This is a genomic window from Paenibacillus sp. LS1, assembly GCF_026013365.1.
Taxonomy (GTDB): Bacteria; Bacillota; Bacilli; order Paenibacillales; family Paenibacillaceae; genus Paenibacillus.
Window position 1 is genome coordinate 337,436 of the sequence record NZ_JAPDOE010000001.1, and the last position, 18,431, is coordinate 355,866.

The 18,431-nt window shown below is 46.7% G+C and carries 8 protein-coding genes; all 8 read left to right on the forward strand.

Going from position 1 to position 18,431, the window contains the following annotated elements; all coding sequences use genetic code 11:
- Window positions 1-34 precede the first annotated feature (34 nt).
- The 8 genes from OM416_RS01445 to OM416_RS01480 all read left to right on the forward strand — a co-directional run bounded on the left by OM416_RS01445 (window position 35) and on the right by OM416_RS01480 (window position 18,299).
- Window positions 35-1,591 carry an extracellular solute-binding protein gene (locus tag OM416_RS01445; protein WP_264926320.1) on the forward strand — a complete coding sequence of 519 codons (1,557 nt, stop codon included), beginning with the start codon at window positions 35-37 and terminating at the stop codon, window positions 1,589-1,591.
- Window positions 1,592-1,704: 113 nt separating this feature from the next.
- On the forward strand, window positions 1,705-3,465 hold the full coding sequence (locus OM416_RS01450; RefSeq protein ID WP_264926321.1) for a sensor histidine kinase: 1,761 nt from the start codon (window positions 1,705-1,707) through the stop codon (window positions 3,463-3,465).
- Between the two features lies 1 nt (window position 3,466).
- Window positions 3,467-5,071: a response regulator gene (locus tag OM416_RS01455; RefSeq protein ID WP_264926322.1), complete on the forward strand. Its 1,605-nt coding sequence runs from the start codon at window positions 3,467-3,469 to the stop codon at window positions 5,069-5,071.
- A 288-nt stretch (window positions 5,072-5,359) separates the two neighbouring features.
- Window positions 5,360-8,404, forward strand: a complete 3,045-nt coding sequence (locus OM416_RS01460; protein WP_264926323.1) for a glycoside hydrolase family 2 TIM barrel-domain containing protein — start codon at window positions 5,360-5,362, stop codon at window positions 8,402-8,404.
- A gap of 37 nt (window positions 8,405-8,441) precedes the next feature.
- Complete coding sequence (locus tag OM416_RS01465) at window positions 8,442-10,796, forward strand: glycoside hydrolase family 95 protein (RefSeq protein ID WP_264926324.1); 2,355 nt, start codon at window positions 8,442-8,444, stop codon at window positions 10,794-10,796.
- Between the two features lie 26 nt (window positions 10,797-10,822).
- Window positions 10,823-12,391 carry a GH39 family glycosyl hydrolase gene (locus OM416_RS01470; RefSeq protein WP_264926325.1) on the forward strand — a complete coding sequence of 523 codons (1,569 nt, stop codon included), beginning with the start codon at window positions 10,823-10,825 and terminating at the stop codon, window positions 12,389-12,391.
- 33 nt (window positions 12,392-12,424) lie between these two features.
- Window positions 12,425-16,345, forward strand: a complete 3,921-nt coding sequence (locus OM416_RS01475; protein ID WP_264926326.1) for a heparinase II/III-family protein — start codon at window positions 12,425-12,427, stop codon at window positions 16,343-16,345.
- Between the two features lie 52 nt (window positions 16,346-16,397).
- Window positions 16,398-18,299, forward strand: coding sequence for a glycoside hydrolase 43 family protein (locus OM416_RS01480; RefSeq protein WP_264926327.1), 1,902 nt, complete (start codon window positions 16,398-16,400; stop codon window positions 18,297-18,299).
- The last annotated feature ends 132 nt before the right edge of the window (window positions 18,300-18,431 follow it).

Consider the following 18,431-nt stretch of genomic DNA (forward strand, 5'->3'; position numbering starts at 1 on the left):
ATAGAAGTTTGACTATCACAGAGGGGGCATTTGTGTGAAAAGAAAAACATTATTATTAATGGCATCTCTATTGTTAAGCGCATCCGTACTCGGAGCGTGTAGTTCAGACAATACCGCGAACAACACGCAAACTCCATCCCAAGGTTCACCAAGCCAAGAATCAGCTAATCTGAGCATCTTCTATTTTGATGATGCGGGTGTAGTCAAGATGGACTCTCCTGTTCTGAAAAAAGCGGCTGAACTCACCGGAGTAACCTTGAACAATGTGGCTTCGGCTGGTGGGGAAGAGAAGCAGGCCTATAACCTGATGCTCGCTTCCGGAACACTGCCGGATATCGTTAGTTATTACACGGCTGACTTGAATTCCATTGGAGCCGAGGGTGCATTGGAACCACTGAATGATTATATCGATAAACTGGCGCCTAACTTCAAGAAGTTCCTGGATGAACATGAAGAAGTAAGAAAAACGATCACCGCTGCTGATGGAAATATATATGCTATTCCTTTTGTCGCTGATGGTAGCGCTTCCACTGGTTGGTTTATCCGCCAGGATTGGCTGGACAAGTTGAATCTGGAAACGCCAAAAACGGTAGACGAATATTACGAAGTATTGAAAGCTTTCCGTGATCAGGACCCGAACGGAAATGGCAAAAAGGATGAAGTACCTTTCATGCAGCGCGACAATATAGTCGGTGCGTATAGCTTGTTACCCCTATGGGATGCTTATCATTCTTTCTATATTAAAGATGGAAAAATTGTATTCGGCCCCTATGAGGATCAATTCAAGACCGGGATTGAGAATATTGCCAAATGGTACAAAGAAGGTTTGATTGATAAAGAGATCTATACCCGTACCAAGGCTCGTGAAGTATTGCTAGGTAATAACACGGCCGGTTCCACACACGACTGGTTTGCAAGTACATCTAATTTTAATCAGTCTCTGAGTAAAGATGTACCGGATCTGAACTTTATCCCATTTGCTCCACCTGCAAGTACATCTGGCAAAGTCTATGAGGTCGGCAAACGTGCACAGCTTAGCGGATTTGGCTGGGGTGTTACGTCGCAAAGCAAGCATATTGAAGATGCGGTGAAATACTTTGATTTCTGGTGGAGTGAAGAAGGACGCCGATTGTTCAACTTCGGGATTGAGGGCGAGTCTTACACCATGGTTGATGGCAAACCAAAATTCACAGAGGAAGTGTTAAGCCAACCGGCGGTTAACGGATATCTGGTTGAAGCCTTTGGCGCACAGCTGCCGAAGATGGGGGCATGGCAGGACTTCTCATACGAGGAACAGTGGACCAATGAAATTGCATTGAAAGGTATTAAAGAATACCAGGAGAACAACCTGATCTCCGATGATTATGTACTGCCAACATTGAACTTCACGAAAGATGAACAGAAACGTTTGGATGCGTTGAAAGGGCAGATTGATACGTATTTTGCAGAGAAAGCACAGACCTGGGTTATGGGTGGTGAAAGTGTGGAGAGCGGATTCGCTGCTTACCAGGCTCAACTGAAAAATCTCGGTATTGAAGAATATATCCAAATCTACAATGATGCGTACGCTCGTTACTTAAGTATTCAATAGTGGTGTAGCGGTGCAGCAGAGCAATAGGGAAGCCAATTGGCTTCTCTATTGCTATATATTCTTATTCGGCAAGTGCGTTATACTATGAATTATTGATTAGCGGGAGAATGCATATGAAAAAATGGCTACATTCCACTACATTTCGAAAGCGTATTCAATTATCGTTGATTTTGTTTACGATGATCGCTGTGGTTGTCTGCGGAGGAACATCCTATCTTATTGCCTCCCGAATATTAGAGAACAAATCGTATTCACTGAATCAGGGCATTATCGATAAATCAGCGCAATCCCTGGAAGAAAAGCTGCGCAAAATACGACTTGCCGTACTGACCTTTATGTCCAGCGATCAGTTTAATCAGCTGCTCAAGAAAACCGCTAAGGTAGATGAACTCAGCTATTATGATCATTTTAAGTTGAACCAATCGTTACAAACGCCGATTTTTCAGATGAAGCTCATTGAGCCTGGCATAACGTCCATTTTGATTAACACACCTGTTGGTGAGTACTTTTCCAATCCGGATAATCGAACCGGGAGAATCCCGTTCTCTGAGAGCAACGTATATCCTTTTCTGGACAAGGTTCATCTCCCAGGATGGGTGGAGTCACACCCGGATGATCTATTTGGAACCGGGCAGAACGTGCTGAGTTTGATGTTTGTACCTATTGTGCAGAATGCGCCCGCAGACACACATATTGTGGTGGATGTGAGTGAGAGTGCTTTGAAGGAGTACTTGCTCAAAAACAGTGGAGACGCTATCCCCGTTGTGTTTACGGAGAATGGCAGACTGGCGTTTGAGGCCGATCCCCTCTCCAGTCAACTTGCGGCCGACGCGGATTTCAGAAGCCGTTTGAAGGACAATAAAGGGCATTTTGAGTATACAGTCAACCATATTCGTTATCTGGTAAATTACTCTACGGTGGCCTTCCCGGATAACTGGTTGATTGTGCACCTTACAGAACGAAATGTGCTTTTGAAAGACGTACGTTTAATTCAACTCGTCACGGTCAGTGTCATCGTCATTTTCGGTCTGTTAGCACTGCTGATTTCGGGGAAATTAACGAGTTTGCTGCTACGTCCATTAAATCAGCTACAATCCGTCATGAAGAAGGTCGAGCATAATGATTGGTCTGTTCGATTCCAAGGGGAATACAAGGATGAATTCACTCATGTTGGCTTCAGGTTTAATAGCATGCTGGATCAGATTGAAATCCTCACAAGGGAACGGATGGATGCACAGCATGCCGAACGAATCGCTGAGATGAAAGTATTGCAGGCACAGATGAATCCGCACTTTTTGTACAACACGTTAAATACCATATTGTGGAAATCTCACTCCAACAAACAAGAGGAAGTTCGCGAGATGATTATGTCCTTGTCCGTATTGTTCCGCGTAGGGCTGAACAATGGGGAAGAACTCACAACGGTAGCCAAGGAACTGGAACACGTAACCCAGTATTTGAAAATTCAAAAGCTTTGTTATGCGAGTCTGTTTGAATATACGATTGAATGCGAAGAGGAGATCAAACCGCTTCCAACGCTTAAACTGCTCCTGCAACCGTTAGTAGAAAACAGCATCCTGCATGGTTTCAAAGACTATCGCAATGAGGGGCAGATTCATATACGGATTACAGTAGTCGATGGATTCCTGCAGATGAAGGTGAGTGATAATGGTCAAGGATTCGATACTCTTGAGCATGATGTTAATGATCCTCATTTTGATGTGTCTGCGTGTGAAGGTTTTGCGCTTAGAAACATAGGTAAGCGGCTTTCCTTGTACTATGGAAACAGAGCAGAATTCAATGTCAACAGTACACCATTCCAACAAACAAACATCGAAATTCTCATTCCGCTTGAAATCGAGGGGGCATCTTAAGATGAAGCAAACATTTTCAATGGTCGTAGTCGATGATATTCCTGCTGTCGTTGATGGTATAGCACATGACTTGCCCTGGGGAGATCATGCGATCGAAGTGGTAGGTACCGCGTATGATGGTCTGGATGGATTGAAGCTTATTCAGGAGAAACAACCAGATATCATCGTTACAGACATACGCATGCCGAAGCTGAGTGGAATCGAAATGATCGAACAGGCGAAGCATTCAGGTGCCAAGCTTATTTTCATCAGTGGATATTCAGACTTTAGCTACGCACAGCAGGTTCTTAATCTTGGCGGGTTTGATTATATTTTGAAGCCTTTTACACCCGATGAGCTATTGGAGACCATATGCAGAGCCAAGGCACAGTTGGAAAAAGAAAAAGAGAGTCGTCATCATCTCATGGATGTGGAACGGAAATTACGGGAGAGCATGCCCTTGCTAAGGCAGGAGTACCTGAATCTGCTGGTGCGATATTCTTCCCATCCGGAAACGGTGAAGGAGAAGTGGAATTTTCTCAACGTCAACATGAATGACCATTATTTCACAGTATTTACCGTGGAGATGGATAATTATTATACGAATAAGGCAGGAGTAAGCGAGGTTGAATTACAGCGATTCTCATTACAGAATATTTTGGAGGAAACGATTCGTACATACACTGGAGCCGTTGTATTCAGGGACGATATTAACCGGTTCGTGTGTATTGTGAACGATCGTCCGGACGCAGAGAATGATGAAATGCTCAAGATTGCTGAAGCTTGTCGAGAAAATGTGGAAAGATACACGCGGTACTCGATATCCATTGGTGTCGGCACCAAGGTGGAGCATATCCACCAATTGCCCATAACGTACCAACAGGCCATGTATGCCTTATCATATAATTTTTACACTGGCGGTAACAGTGTATTTGCCTATCCAAGTTATGCTGACAATCATGCGACCTATGTGAAGTTTTCATCCGAAAAAGAGCGTGAACTGGTCTATTTGCTTCGTTCAGGGGCTACCAGCAAAATCAATGAAGTGCTGGACGGCATCTTTAGTGAATGGAAAGATAGTCAGGCTATGCCTACACCCGATAAAGTCAAAGTGTTCTGGATTGAGTTGATGGTCAACGTTCGTAATGCTATTAACGAAGATCTGGAGCTGGAAGAACCACATTTCTTCGATCGCAAGATTCATAAGCTGACGTATGATACGGACTCAATAACCGAGTTACAGTCCATCGTGGCCGAGATCTGTCATATGTATTGTGAGAACATAGGCAAGAAGCAGAAAGAGACGGCACATGTGGTCATTAATGAGTCCATCGCCTACATTCGAGATCACCTGCACCTGAATGAATCTGTAGCCGATTATGCCAAACAGGTACATCTAAGCACGAGCTATTACTCCAACCTGTTCAAAAAAGTAACCAACCAATCGGTATTGCAATTTGTGGTGCAAGAACGAATCGAAAAAGCCAAAATTTTGATTTTACAGGGAATAACGCTTCAGGAAGTTGCCATGGAGGTGGGATATGATGAACGATCCTATTTCAGCGACGTCTTTAAGAAAAAAGTAGGCATGACGCCTTCCGAGTTCAAGAAACAATATCAAAATTAATCATTGGCGTTCGTACATTTCGCCAATCAAAGCAGAGGGCTAAGGAGAAAATCCTGAACCTCTGCTTTTTGGAATTCAGTTGTTTTTTGGTACCATTGCAAGCGGATTTTGGCTTCTCTTGTCACTGAAAAATAGTTAGGATACACATAGATAAGCATTTTGCATTAAATCCAGGGAGAGTCTGTCAATCAGAAAAAGTATGATTACGTTTGTTGCAAGCGCTTTACTTTATAGCCGGAATGTGAATTCAATAGTGATTCCATATAACAGATCGAGAGGAATGTTGACATGCTGAATGTTACAAAACACTGGGAAGATCCGACCACCCTTCATGTAAATCGAGAGGACGCAAGAGCCTACTATATTCCTTATCAAGATGATGTGACTGCCAAGACACGTAAGAGAGGCAGATCCCCTTATTTTCAAACACTAAACGGTCAATGGAAATTTCAATATCATGCTAGTGTGGCACAAGTGCATGAAGCTTTTTATCAGGAGGGTCATGATATTAACCAGTGGGACGATCTAACCGTACCTTCCTGTTGGCAAGTCAATGGATATGATCAGCTTCATTATATTAACTACAACTACCCGATTTCATGTGATCCGCCATTCGTACCCGATGATAATCCTGCGGGCTTGTATGTAAGGGATTTCGAGGTGCCATCGGAATGGGATGCCAAAGAAAGGTATGTTGTATTTGAAGGTGTGAATTCCTGTTTCTATCTGTGGGTCAACGGTCAATATGTTGGATACAGTCAAGGCAGCCGAATACCAGCAGAATTTAATCTGTCGACATATCTTCAGTCTGGATCCAATCGCATGGCTTTGATGGTACTCAAGTGGTGTGATGGAACCTACATTGAAGATCAGGATATGTGGCGATATTCAGGAATATATCGGGATGTGTATCTGTTGGCACGGGACAAAACACATATTCGCGATGCATTTCATAAACAGCAATTTGCGGCAGGGGGCAATCAGGTCACGCTGGTGTCAGAGATTGAAACCACAGGCCGTTTGAACGTGAAGGCTGAACTTAAAGATGCCACAGGCAAGCCGGTTGCAGCAGCCGAGGGTGTAATTGAAGACAAAGGTTCGTTGAAACTGGATGTGGATCAACCCCGGATGTGGAGTGCAGAAAATCCGGTCCTGTACGATTTATATGTTACAGCAGGGGATGAAGTACTGCTCTCTTCTGTAGGTTTTCGAACGGTAGATGTAGATAAAGGCGTATTCCGGATCAATGGCAAGGCAGTCAAGCTGAAGGGAGTAAATCGTCATGATTCCCACCCGGCGTTGGGACAGACCATTCCATTGGAAGCGATGATCGAAGATATCAAATTGATGAAGCAATATAATGTCAATACGATTCGGACAGCTCACTATCCCAATGACCCACGTTTTCTGGAGTTGTGCAATGAATTCGGCATGTATGTCATTAATGAAGCAGATCTGGAATGCCATGGCATCGGGCAAGCAGGTAATTTCAAGGATGGCTGTCACCATCAACTATCTGGCGATCCGGCTTGGAAGGAAGCGTTCCTTGAACGGGCGGTTCGCATGGTAGAACGCGACAAAAACCAGGCCTCAGTCATCATGTGGTCGCTGGGTAATGAATCAGGCTATCACGTTAACCACATCGCTATGGCTGAATGGATTCGAAGCCGAGATGAGTCCAGACTGGTCCATTATGAAGGAACAGCACCACAAGCCGGAGGACATCCCAATACGGAATCACTTGATATCGAGAGCAAGATGTACTTTACCTACGATGAAGTACGCAATTATGTCGAGGATAATAATAACCATAAGCCGTTGTTCCTCTGTGAATACAGCCACTCCATGGGCAACAGTTGCGGGGATCTAGGGGACTATTGGGATCTCATCTATGCACATCCGCAGCTTATGGGGGGATGTATCTGGGAATGGACGGATCATGGAATTGCGACCAAAACAGCGGATGGTGAACCTTACTATGCTTATGGCGGAGATTTTGGAGATTCTCCAAATGACGGGAATTTTTGCATCGACGGGCTGGTCACACCTGATCGAAAGCCACACTCGAGTCTGATTGAGCTGAAGCAAATCCATGCACCGATTCGTGTAGAAGCTTTCGATCTGTCGCAAGGATTGTTCAATGTGATCAACCGTCATGATTTTGTAGACCTGTCCCATATTGGACTACATTGGAAAATCACATCGAATGGAGTCACTGAACAGCAAGGGCAGATCTGGCAACTTGAAGCAGAAGCCGGAAGTGAACAGCATATTTCTCTTCCATATGACTTTACTGCATTGAACGGTCAGACGGCGGAGCTGACCCTGTCCTTCTGGAACAATCAGGAGACCACATGGGCGAGTATGGGGTATGAAGTTGCTTTTGCCCAGTTCGTCATTCATGAAGCTCAATCCTTAGCCCGAATTCAAGAGGAGATTACAGCGAGCCCCATAGCATATCGCCAGATTCAGGCAGAAGAGGTTCAAGGAGCTTTGGTAATAACAGGTCAAGGATATCGTTATGTGTTTAGTCTGGATAAGGGAGCTTTTGCAAGTATTACACGGGAAGGGCTGGAGATGCTTGCGAGTCCACTTCGTTTCCACATTTGGCGTGCACCGATTGATAACGATACTTATATGCTGGGCAAATGGCGTGAAGAAGGGTATGACCGTGCCAAAACGAAAATATATGGAACGACATGGGAGCATACGGAAGACGGTGTGTCCCTGAACGTCCAATTCTCGATCGGTGCATCGGACAGGTATCCGATTGTGCGGGGTGAAGGGGTCTGGATTGTGCATCATAACGGTGTAATCCAATTGCAAACCCAGGTGAATGTACGTGAGAATTTCCCTTATCTGCCGCGGTTCGGGTTGGAATGGATCATGCCTGCCGGGAATGAGGAAGTTGAATATTACGGGTATGGCCCACATGAGAGCTATCTGGATAAACATCGGAGTGCACGCAAAGGCAGATATCTCACTTGCGTAGATGATCTTTTCCAGGATGATTATGTGATGCCACAGGAGAATGGTTCTCGTTATGGAACAGAATGGGCGATGGTTACGAATATGCTCGGCATGGGTATGAAATTTGCTTCTTCCCGTCCGTTCTCGTTCAATGCATCACACTATACACCGGAAGATCTGGCAGCTGCTTCCCATACGTATGATCTAAAACCGAGACAGGAAACGGTCGTTCAACTGGATTATAAAATGAGTGGCTTGGGTTCGTCGTCCGTTGGGCCGCAATTGCTGGAAGCTTATCGACTGGATGACAAAGCATTCACCTTCGAACTGTGGCTGAAACCGATCTTCAAAGAGGACGAATAGGCGTGATGGATACAGCATGTGGAAAGGAGCTGGAAACATGAGCGTAGTCAAGAACGCTGCTAATCATAATGGGTCTGCGATATGGTTCGACGAGCCAGCGAAAGAATGGAACGAGTGTCTGCCCATTGGTAACGGTACTTTGGGAGGCATGGTCTACGGCGGTATAACTCAGGAAGTTATTCAATTGAATGAGGACAGCTTATGGTATGGCGGTCCTACGGATCGGAACAACCCGGATGCTGCTGCAAACCTTGGACGTATTCGGGAGTTACTTATGGAGGGGCACCTTCAGGAAGCTGAACGTCTTGCATTACTTTCTTTGTCGGGAGTTCCCGAATCTCAACGTCATTATTTGCCATTGGGTGATCTGAATTTAACCTTTCGATCCGCATTGCCGGGAGAGGCTATTACAACCGAGTCCTACCGCCGTGAGCTGAACCTGGATGAAGGGCATGTCGCGGTAAGTTATACGCAGAACGGAATAACACATCGGCGGGAAATATTTGCTAGTTATCCTGACCATGCAATTATTATTCATCTGACAGCTGATCTGCCAGGAAGCATCGATGTGGATGTACAATTGTCGGGCGGTGTACGCAAACGTCATATGGATGGAATAATTCGCTTAAGCGACAATCGCATGGCGATGCATGGAAGTACTGGCGGGGGCGGAGTCAACTATGCGGCAGCCTTACAGGTACGTTCCGTTGGAGGCTCCGTACAGATGATTGGGGAAACAGCGGTTGTAGATGGCGCAGATGAGGTCATCATTTCACTCACTGCGGCAACCTCATTCCGGTACGACCAACCGCTGGAGGAATGTGATACGCGTCTGCAACAGCTTGCAGACTATACGCTGGATACGTTGAAAGAACGGCATCAGGCCGACTATCAGGCATTATACCAGCGAATGTCACTCCAGCTAGGACCATTAGATAAAGAATTGGAGCATCTTCCTGCCAACGCACGACTGGAACGTGTACAGGCGGGAGAATCGGATCAAGGGTTGATTGGTCTGTACTTTCAATTTGGTCGGTATCTTCTTGTAGCAAGCAGTCGGCCCGGATCATTGCCTTCCAACTTGCAGGGCATCTGGAACGAACATCTTAACCCTCCATGGGATAGTAAATATACGATCAACATTAATACCCAGATGAATTACTGGCCAGCAGAATTATGCAACCTGTCTGAATGCCATGAGCCGCTGTTTGAGCTAATTGAACGGATGCGAGTGCCCGGGCGACACACAGCCAAAGTTATGTATGGATGCGAAGGGTTTGTCGCTCATCATAATACGGATATCTGGGCAGACACCGCTCCACAGGATACGTATATGCCAGCTACACATTGGCCGATGGGCGCGGCCTGGCTATGTCTTCACATGTGGGAGCACTATCTGTACAGTGGCGATTTGCCCTTCCTTGGACGAGCGTATGAAACGATAAAGGAGTCCGCTGTCTTTTTCCTCGACTATCTGAGTGAACTTCCAGACGGGAGACTGGTGACGAGTCCGTCTGTTTCTCCAGAAAATACGTATATGTTGCCCAGTGGTGAAAAAGGTACGTTATGCTTCGGCCCAGCCATGGACAGCCAAATTCTGCATGAGTTATTTACAGGTTGTATCGAGGCATCGATTCAATTGAACAAGGATCAGGAGTTCCGAAATCAACTGGTTTCGGCACGAGATCGCCTTCCAGGGATCGAGATTGGGAAACATGGACAGATCATGGAATGGCTGGAGGATCACGAGGAAGCGGAACCGGGACATCGTCATATGTCCCATCTGTTCGCCCTGTATCCTGGTAATCGCATTACACCAGCGAATACACCAGAGCTAAGTCATGCTGCACGAGTAACACTAGAACGTCGATTGGAGAACGGAGGAGGTCACACAGGGTGGAGCCGGGCATGGTTGATTAATTTCTGGGCGCGGTTGCTTGATGGAGAACAAGTCTATCAAAATCTGATATCTCTGTTACAACACTCTACGTTACCGAATCTGCTGGATAATCATCCGCCATTCCAGATTGATGGTAACTTTGGTGCGACAGCCGGCATCGCCGAGGCATTACTGCAAAGTCACACTGGAACATTGTCACTTCTCCCGGCGTTGCCTCCAGCATGGTCCGCGGGGAAAGTAACGGGCCTGAAGGCACGCGGAGGCTATATCGTGGATATCGAATGGTTTACAGACGGTCGTCTAATCGCCAAATTGATCGCTACACAGACCGGGATATACAACATTCAGGCACAGAAGATCAACGAGGTCAGACAGCAGGGAGATCAGGGAGGAGCTATTCTGTCAGACGATTTAAGCACAAGTAGCGAGCCAATAAAGTTGAATATGGAAGCAGGATATACCTATGAGATATTTGGCAGATACCGTGACTAAAACGAATGGACAACGGAGGGTTACAAATGAATATTAATTTTCAGGGCAACTCGAAACCATTAAATCATATATGGTCTGCATGTGTGGGGGCAGGTAGAGCGAATGAAGGACTGCGTGCAGACTGGCAGAGTCACTTGTCCAAGGCAGTAGAACATGGAGGATTCAGATACTTGCGATTCCATGGTTTGCTTCACGATGATATGCATGTATACAAAATCGTTGATGGACAGGAAGTGTTTAATTTCCAGTATGTTGACGCACTGTTTGATGCGATGCTGGATCGGGGAATTCGTCCTTTTGTCGAATTTGGCTTTATGCCAAGTGATCTAGCGTCCACGGAAAGAACCCAATTTTGGTGGAAGGGTAATATTGCTCCTCCGAATGATTATACCAAATGGGCGAATCTGATCTCGAAGCTGGTGAAGCACTGGGTCATTCGATATGGTCTGGAAGAAGTGAAGAACTGGTACTTTGAGGTGTGGAATGAGCCAAATCTGAGTGCATTCTGGGATGGGACGAAGGAGCAATATTTCAGGTTGTATGAAGTGTCTGTTGCAGCAATCAAGGCTATAGATGACTCTCTTCGTGTCGGTGGACCGGCTACGAGCAACTTTGTGCCGGATGCCCGGTTCGATGGTGAGTTGGAAGATATATCCACCCATCTAACACTGGTGACAGAAGACCTGGATTCGCTGGAATGGAAGGGGGTCTGGATCGAGGATTTCCTCGCTTTTTGTGAGCGAAAGAAACTTCAGGTTGATTTTATCTCAACTCATCCATACCCTACAGACTTTGCACTGGATGGACATGGCGAGTTTCAGGGAAGATCGAGACATGCCGGCTCTACCAAAGAAGATATTGAATGGCTTAAACGTGTGATCGCGAGCAGCGCCTATCCCGATGTGGAGATTCATCTCACTGAATGGAGCAGCAGTCCTTCTTCCCGGGATTGCAGTCATGACTATTTGCCCGCAGCAGCATATGTGGTCAAGACGAATCTCGACGTGTCTGAACTGATCAATTCGCTGTCCTACTGGGTGTTCACGGATGTATTTGAAGAGGTAGGTGCAGGGCCGGCAGCTTTTCATGGGGGATTCGGCATGCTGAACTTGCAAGGTGTACCGAAACCGACCTTCCATGCGTATTCATTCCTGAATCAACTCGGACAGCATGAACTTGCACGTAGTGAGGGTTCGGTGATTACTCGTACAGATAACGGAGGACTTCGCGGGTTGTTTTACAATTATCCCGAAGACTATACAGGGACGGTACCTATGTCTGTTTATCCAGATCAAACGGTAGCACAGACAGCACAATCACTTGGCAGCAGCAGAACGTTCAATCTGGTTGTAGAGCAGATTGCGCCAGGTACCAAATTTGTATTAAGAACCGTAGATCGTGACCATGGTGTTGCTGTGCAGTTGTGGAACGAGATGGGCAGTCCCAATTCCCCGAGCAGGGAGCAAACTCAGCAATTGATTGCCTACGCAAATCAACTGAACGAACGGGAATTCATTGCGGACAGCGAGGGTCGATTAACACTCGATTTCAATATTGGCGCTTGGGCGATCGCCTTATTGTCCGAAAAGGTATAGCGGCGAATATGTTCAAGGGAAGGGAATAGTATCATGGTGAAAACGAAGGAAACTGGCTCCGTCCTGACATTAGCCAAACGTTGGGTGGAGCGTGCAGTAGTAGGAACTGAACCGGGGCAATACGCCGACTACGATTGGAAGGTAATTGTCGCGCTCCTGGAAGTAGAAGAACACGCGCAGCGAGACAAGTCGTGTACCCGGCAACTACTCGATGGAATGGACCAATTCCTGAGCCGGGTACATTGTTCCAACCGGATCATCAATGAAGAGAAGAACCTGCTTGAATATTCAACATATCGACGAGAGCTTACCCGTCTTGTATTCAAAGCCCGGGCCATACTGCTCATAGAGGCAGAGCAATACACGGAAGGTGCAAAGATAGCCCTGCTGGATCAGATCGAGCGGGCAGAGGCCGCGCTGAATGGAACGTACACAGCGCCATTTGTTCGCAATCGTGCTTTTGTGAAACCTCGAGCGGATGAAGATATCCAGGCAGTGACGGAGCATTGTACGATGGCACCCAGCTACAGCATGGGCACATACGGGCTTGGACCTGCACTGGAGTGGTACACCTATCAGCACATTATGACGGACTGTTACCAGACGGAAACGGTATATGCTTCTTCCATCGGATGTGTACACGAAAGTAGTCCAGAGCTGTCGCAGGGTGACCGACCAACCGTAGAACTTAATCCGGGTAGCATAGCCTATTTATCATTTAAGTTGCCTTCTGTAGGTCAACGTAGACTTCGCCATGCTCGTCTACGGCTAGTCAATCATCATATCGATGGTAAACGCGCAGATCTATATGCTGTAGATCATTCCAATCGCGATTTCATGACACTGGAGCAGCTGACATATCGCCAGGTAGAACAGCAACTGGAGATGATGCCTGGTACGGATCATTATCTTCGTTCTTTCCAGCTTGGCTTCGCTGAAGGGTTCAGTTATGCCGATCTGTCCAGGTATGTCATTCGTTCTATCGAGGACGGTGAACAAGTACAGCTGGCACTGTCCCTCGCAGAAGGAGAACTGCCTTGCGGATTCTACACCTGCAATCACCCCGAGGAGCAGAAGAGACCGCTGATTGAGCTATTCTGGGATGATGTGCAGAAGGATGCATGGCAGCAAAAAGCAATCGAACTTTGCCAGCGAGCGAAGCGAATCCTGGAGGATGAACAGCCGGGTAGCGGACTGGGACAGGTTAAACCTGAAGCTTATCGGCAGTTAGAGCAGGAATTAGCCAATATGGAATGTATAGCCCGCTCATCGCTAGAGCGGGAAAGCATATCAGAGTCCGGCAGGGCGCTGGTTCGTCTTCTCAACGCGATGCGTGATCTGCGGCATAGCCGGGTATTACGCAGCGATTTTCCCGGAGCGTGGAATTTGTTTTTCACCGAACAGGGACTGGATGACCTTAGAGCAAAAATTGAACAAAATGCGGAGCTTTCGCGTGAATTCGGGAAGGTCAGGGAATGGACTGAACGCAGAAGTCTGTCCGATCTGCAATCGTATGTATCCGTCATGCAGGAACAACCGGACTGGACTTTACTCAATGAACAATTCGGTTTGTGGACCCGCTCACGGCTGCTTACCTTTACCCCGCCAGAAAACGCAGTGTCAGCATCCCTCGCCTTCGTTCTTCCTTCAGAAGAGAACAAGGAACATGGCAAACTGGGGCATGTCTGGATTGATCGTGTAGACATTCTGCCTGCACATGATGCCAATCTGGAGATTGAAAATAGCGGGTTCGACGAAGGAAATCAACTTCCGAACCATTGGACGCCCGTGGCAATCAAGGGGGAGCCCATACTGCGCAGGGAAGATCAAAAGGAATATGTACAGGAAGGCAATCATTCCATATATCTGGAGAACCCGACGTCGGAAGACGAGGGGGCTTGGGCGTATGAGAAGGACATCCCGCTGCAAGGCGGGGTGAACTACACGCTCACTTATTTTGCAAAGGTCGAAGGGAAATTTAAGCAGGGAGTTCAGGCTGTACTCACGTTCAAGGATGCCTCTGGGAGAGAGGTAGGTTCTTTCCGAGGCCTTCATAACAAGAAATCCCTGCCAGGAAATCCTGAGCTTCAGCTCACGGTGTCTTTTCAGGCAGATGCATTGATGTATGCTTTGACGGGCGAGCGGAGTTATGCTGAAAAGGTAAAACTCCAGATGTTATGGCTGCTGAATGATTATTGTCAGGGTGTAGAGTCCTGGCTTGTTCATAATGTACGTCCTGACGGGCTGGATGCATATGGTGCAGTACAGATCGGACGTGTCACTACGCTGATTGCCACCTCATATTCACTGATCCGGGAAGCGAATGTATTCTCTCATGAGGAATACGACCGGATGATGGCGCAACTGGATTATCTGATCCGTGATCTGATGGATCTGCGTGATCGAACCGAACTTGGAGCATATCGTGCCCAGCAGGGGACCAGTAACTGGCAGACAGACATGGCGGCAGGGGCAGCTATGCTGGCGATGGCATTTCCGGAGATGCCACATGCAAGACAATGGCTGGATAATGGCCGCTTAATCCTGAAAGGTCAGCTGGACTATCACATTAACGAGGATGGCTCCTGGCCCGAGTCGATCCGTTATCTGTTCGCTGTCATTCAGCGTTATGGCACATTCGCCAAGACGCTTCGTCACATGACGGGAGAGAATTGGTTCCAGGGTACGCGCTTTAGCAGTACATTCCAATATGCGTTGTCGGTACAAACACCGCCCTATGTGTTTTTTGATAACAAAATCAGTACACCCAACTTCGGAGATCATACGCTCGATGACGGTGTGGGCTTCGCAGTTCTAGGACTTTATGTGGATGAGATTTTCTCTTCTGATCCTGAACTCGGAGCACAGGTATATGAGACATGGACGAGGGCTGGAAAGCCTTTATGCGGATTCGGGGTGGAATCGAATATGCTGGAAAACTTTTTCATGCCATCCCGGATCGATACCTTGGCCTCTGATTCAAAAACACTGAATTTGACTTCACAACGTTTCGAAGATATTGGTTTATATTTGTTCCGCCAGAACTTTAATAGTCCGAATGAACGCTACCTGTCGGTAATTTCAAGCCAGACACCTGTAGGACATGGACATCATGATCAGGGTTCCTTTATTTGGTATGTGAATGGGATTCCACTGGTTGTCGATCCAGGGGTGGAAAGTTATTTTGACAGCACATTCGCTTGGTATAAAGGTTCATCATCCCATAGCGTAGTACAGTTCCGTCATAAGGGGCAATACGTCGATATGCCGCGGGTGAGTGAAGTCCAGCATTTACGTACTTCTGATCTGTTAGATGAGATTACGATACGTATTCAGAGTCCAACAGGTGCAGGCAGCCATACTCGTCATATCGCATACGTGAAAAATGGACTGGATGCCCTGATTCTATGGGATGTGATCCGGGATGCGCGAGAAGGAACGAGAATGAATCTACCCTTAGCCGCTACATCAACGGTCATTGAAGACCGTCGTGCTTTGTCGAGTGGCCATTATGGGATAGACGTGGAGACAACCAGCCTGCTTCCGCAGCGTGTTGACATCACCCATGAGTGGGGGAGAAGCTGTGCCCTTGCACCACCGGTGGAAGGAAAGTCACAGTTAAGCTATCTGAGAGTAAAGGCTGGAGAAAACGAGCCAATACTGACAGTACTTTATGCTCATCCAACAGGTAGCGAAGGTCTGCACATTAAGCCAATACCTTGCTCGGAAGAGCGTATATCAGCTTACCAGATCATGAATATGGATCGTGTCGAAGCCATACTGGTTGTCAACACAAGTGACGAGCGTACAATAGCAGAGTTGAATTACATGTACTCGTTAATGGATACACGCAACAAGGAGATCATCCCGGAAATGCAGAGCCAGATCCGCTTATCGCTGGATGGAGGACAATTGCGCGTATTCGTTCCGTTTCAAGATACAGATCAAATCTAATGACAACTCATACAGGAGGGAGAGCGGTTGGAAAACCTGCCATCAGACCTATATGCGCAAAGAAAACAATGAACATCGTTATATAAACTCGGGGTTCCCCCAGCCTTGGGGAGACCAAGGTAATGGTCGCTATTGTAATCCTGTACTTCCAGGTGATTATAGTGATGCAGATGTGGTACGGGTGGGGGATGATTATTATTTGGCCTCATCGACCTTCCAGAATTCTGGCGGCGTAGTCATCCTTCATTCCAAGGATTTGGTGAATTGGAAGACGATTAGTTATGCCATCAAGCATGTCTCTGTGCTTGGCCCCAAATTCAATTGGGATCAGATGGATAATTATGGCCATGGAATTTTCGCACCATCCATTCACTATCATGAAGGAGTATTCAGAGTATACGTGAATTGTTATAAAGGGGAAGGTTTCTTCGTTGCCACAGCCAAACAGGCGGAAGGTCCATGGCAAGTAAACCAGTTAAAAGACAAGAATGGCAAGCTGCTTCGAGTAGAGCCATGGACAGACCCGGATGCATTTTGGGATGATGATGGAAAAGCTTATCTTGCCGCGGCATATCTCGGGACCCACTCTCTTTACATCTTTCAAATGAGCCCGGATGGCGCCCATCTACTCGACGTGGATGTGGATGACCTTCCAGGTTCAGGTACGATTTTTTATCAGATTGAAGGTACGGAAGGTAATAAAATATTTAAGCATAATGGTTATTACTTTTTATTTAACGTCGATTTTCAGGGAAGAAGTCCTGCAGGACGCGGAGGTTATATCAAGCGCTCAAGGCACTTATACGGTACCATGCCTGACGGATCGGCAGGAGGACCAGGCGATCTCGGATCGTATGACATTCGTTTTATGGGTCATCAGTTTCCCTCACAGGGTGCTTTCATCGATACACCGGATGGAAAATGGTATTTTATCGGCCAATACGATGACGGTGGCGTAGCCGGACGCAAAGTACATCTGATTCCTGTGACATGGATTGATGACTGGCCTTATTTTGGCGAAATCGAGCATGGTTTTCCTAATGGCAGAATGACTTGGGAAGCTCCAAAGCCTGTGCAAGGACATCCTGTCGAACAACCGCAAGGAAGTGACGAGTTTGATCAGCTTCATCTGTCACCTAGGTGGCAATGGAATCATGAACCTCGTGCAGAATATTGGTCTCTCGCCGAACGGCCGGGACACTTGCGACTGAAGGGTTTCAGGCCTCTCAAGGGAGGCGGCTTTTTCCGGGCTGGCAATACGCTATCTCAACGATATCTCATGACAACAGGGCTACAGGTTGATACCAAGCTTGATCTAGCGGGAATGTCGGATGGGCTTCGAGGAGGCCTGGTCCATTTTAATGGGGGCGTGGACTATGCCATGATCGGCGTTGTACAGCAAGATGGAAAGAGGAGAATGTATACTGAGGTAAACGGTAAATCGGAATATGGACCAGAGTTGGATGCGAATCAGACAGAGATCTGGCTGGCTACCCGAGTGAATGCCGAGTGTGTCAGTGTGTTCTATTACAGTACGAATGGGACAGAATGGTGTAGATTCGGTAACCAGTACCCTTTGCGGTGGGGAGGGTATCGCGGCAACAATATAGGGCTGTATTGTTATAATCAGACGGAAAATCAGGGCTATGTAGACATCGATTATTATTATTATTCTCATACTGGCCCGCGAATGGAGGGAGAGGTATATGTTCCTCATAACGATATTGTTCTTCGCCAAGGTGAGCAGATCAGGCTTCCGCTGCTAAAATCCGATGGATTTGGGCGCACAATTGAGATAAACTCCGAAGCCACGTTTCATTCCATGAACTCTCGGGTCGCCACGATACAACTAGACGGTACGATAACGGGCGTCGGAACAGGAGTAACAGATGTTGTTATCATGTTGAATCAACGTCCGTACATTGTGAGCGTACGTGTCATTAAACAGATATAAACACTATCGTCATGATAGTGTTTTCTTCGTTTTAATAGGAATCATCCCTTAATGTATCTCTATTAATAAACATTTGGAATAATATGTACCCTAATAATTTAATTGAATAATTTTTGTTAGTATGTTTGAATG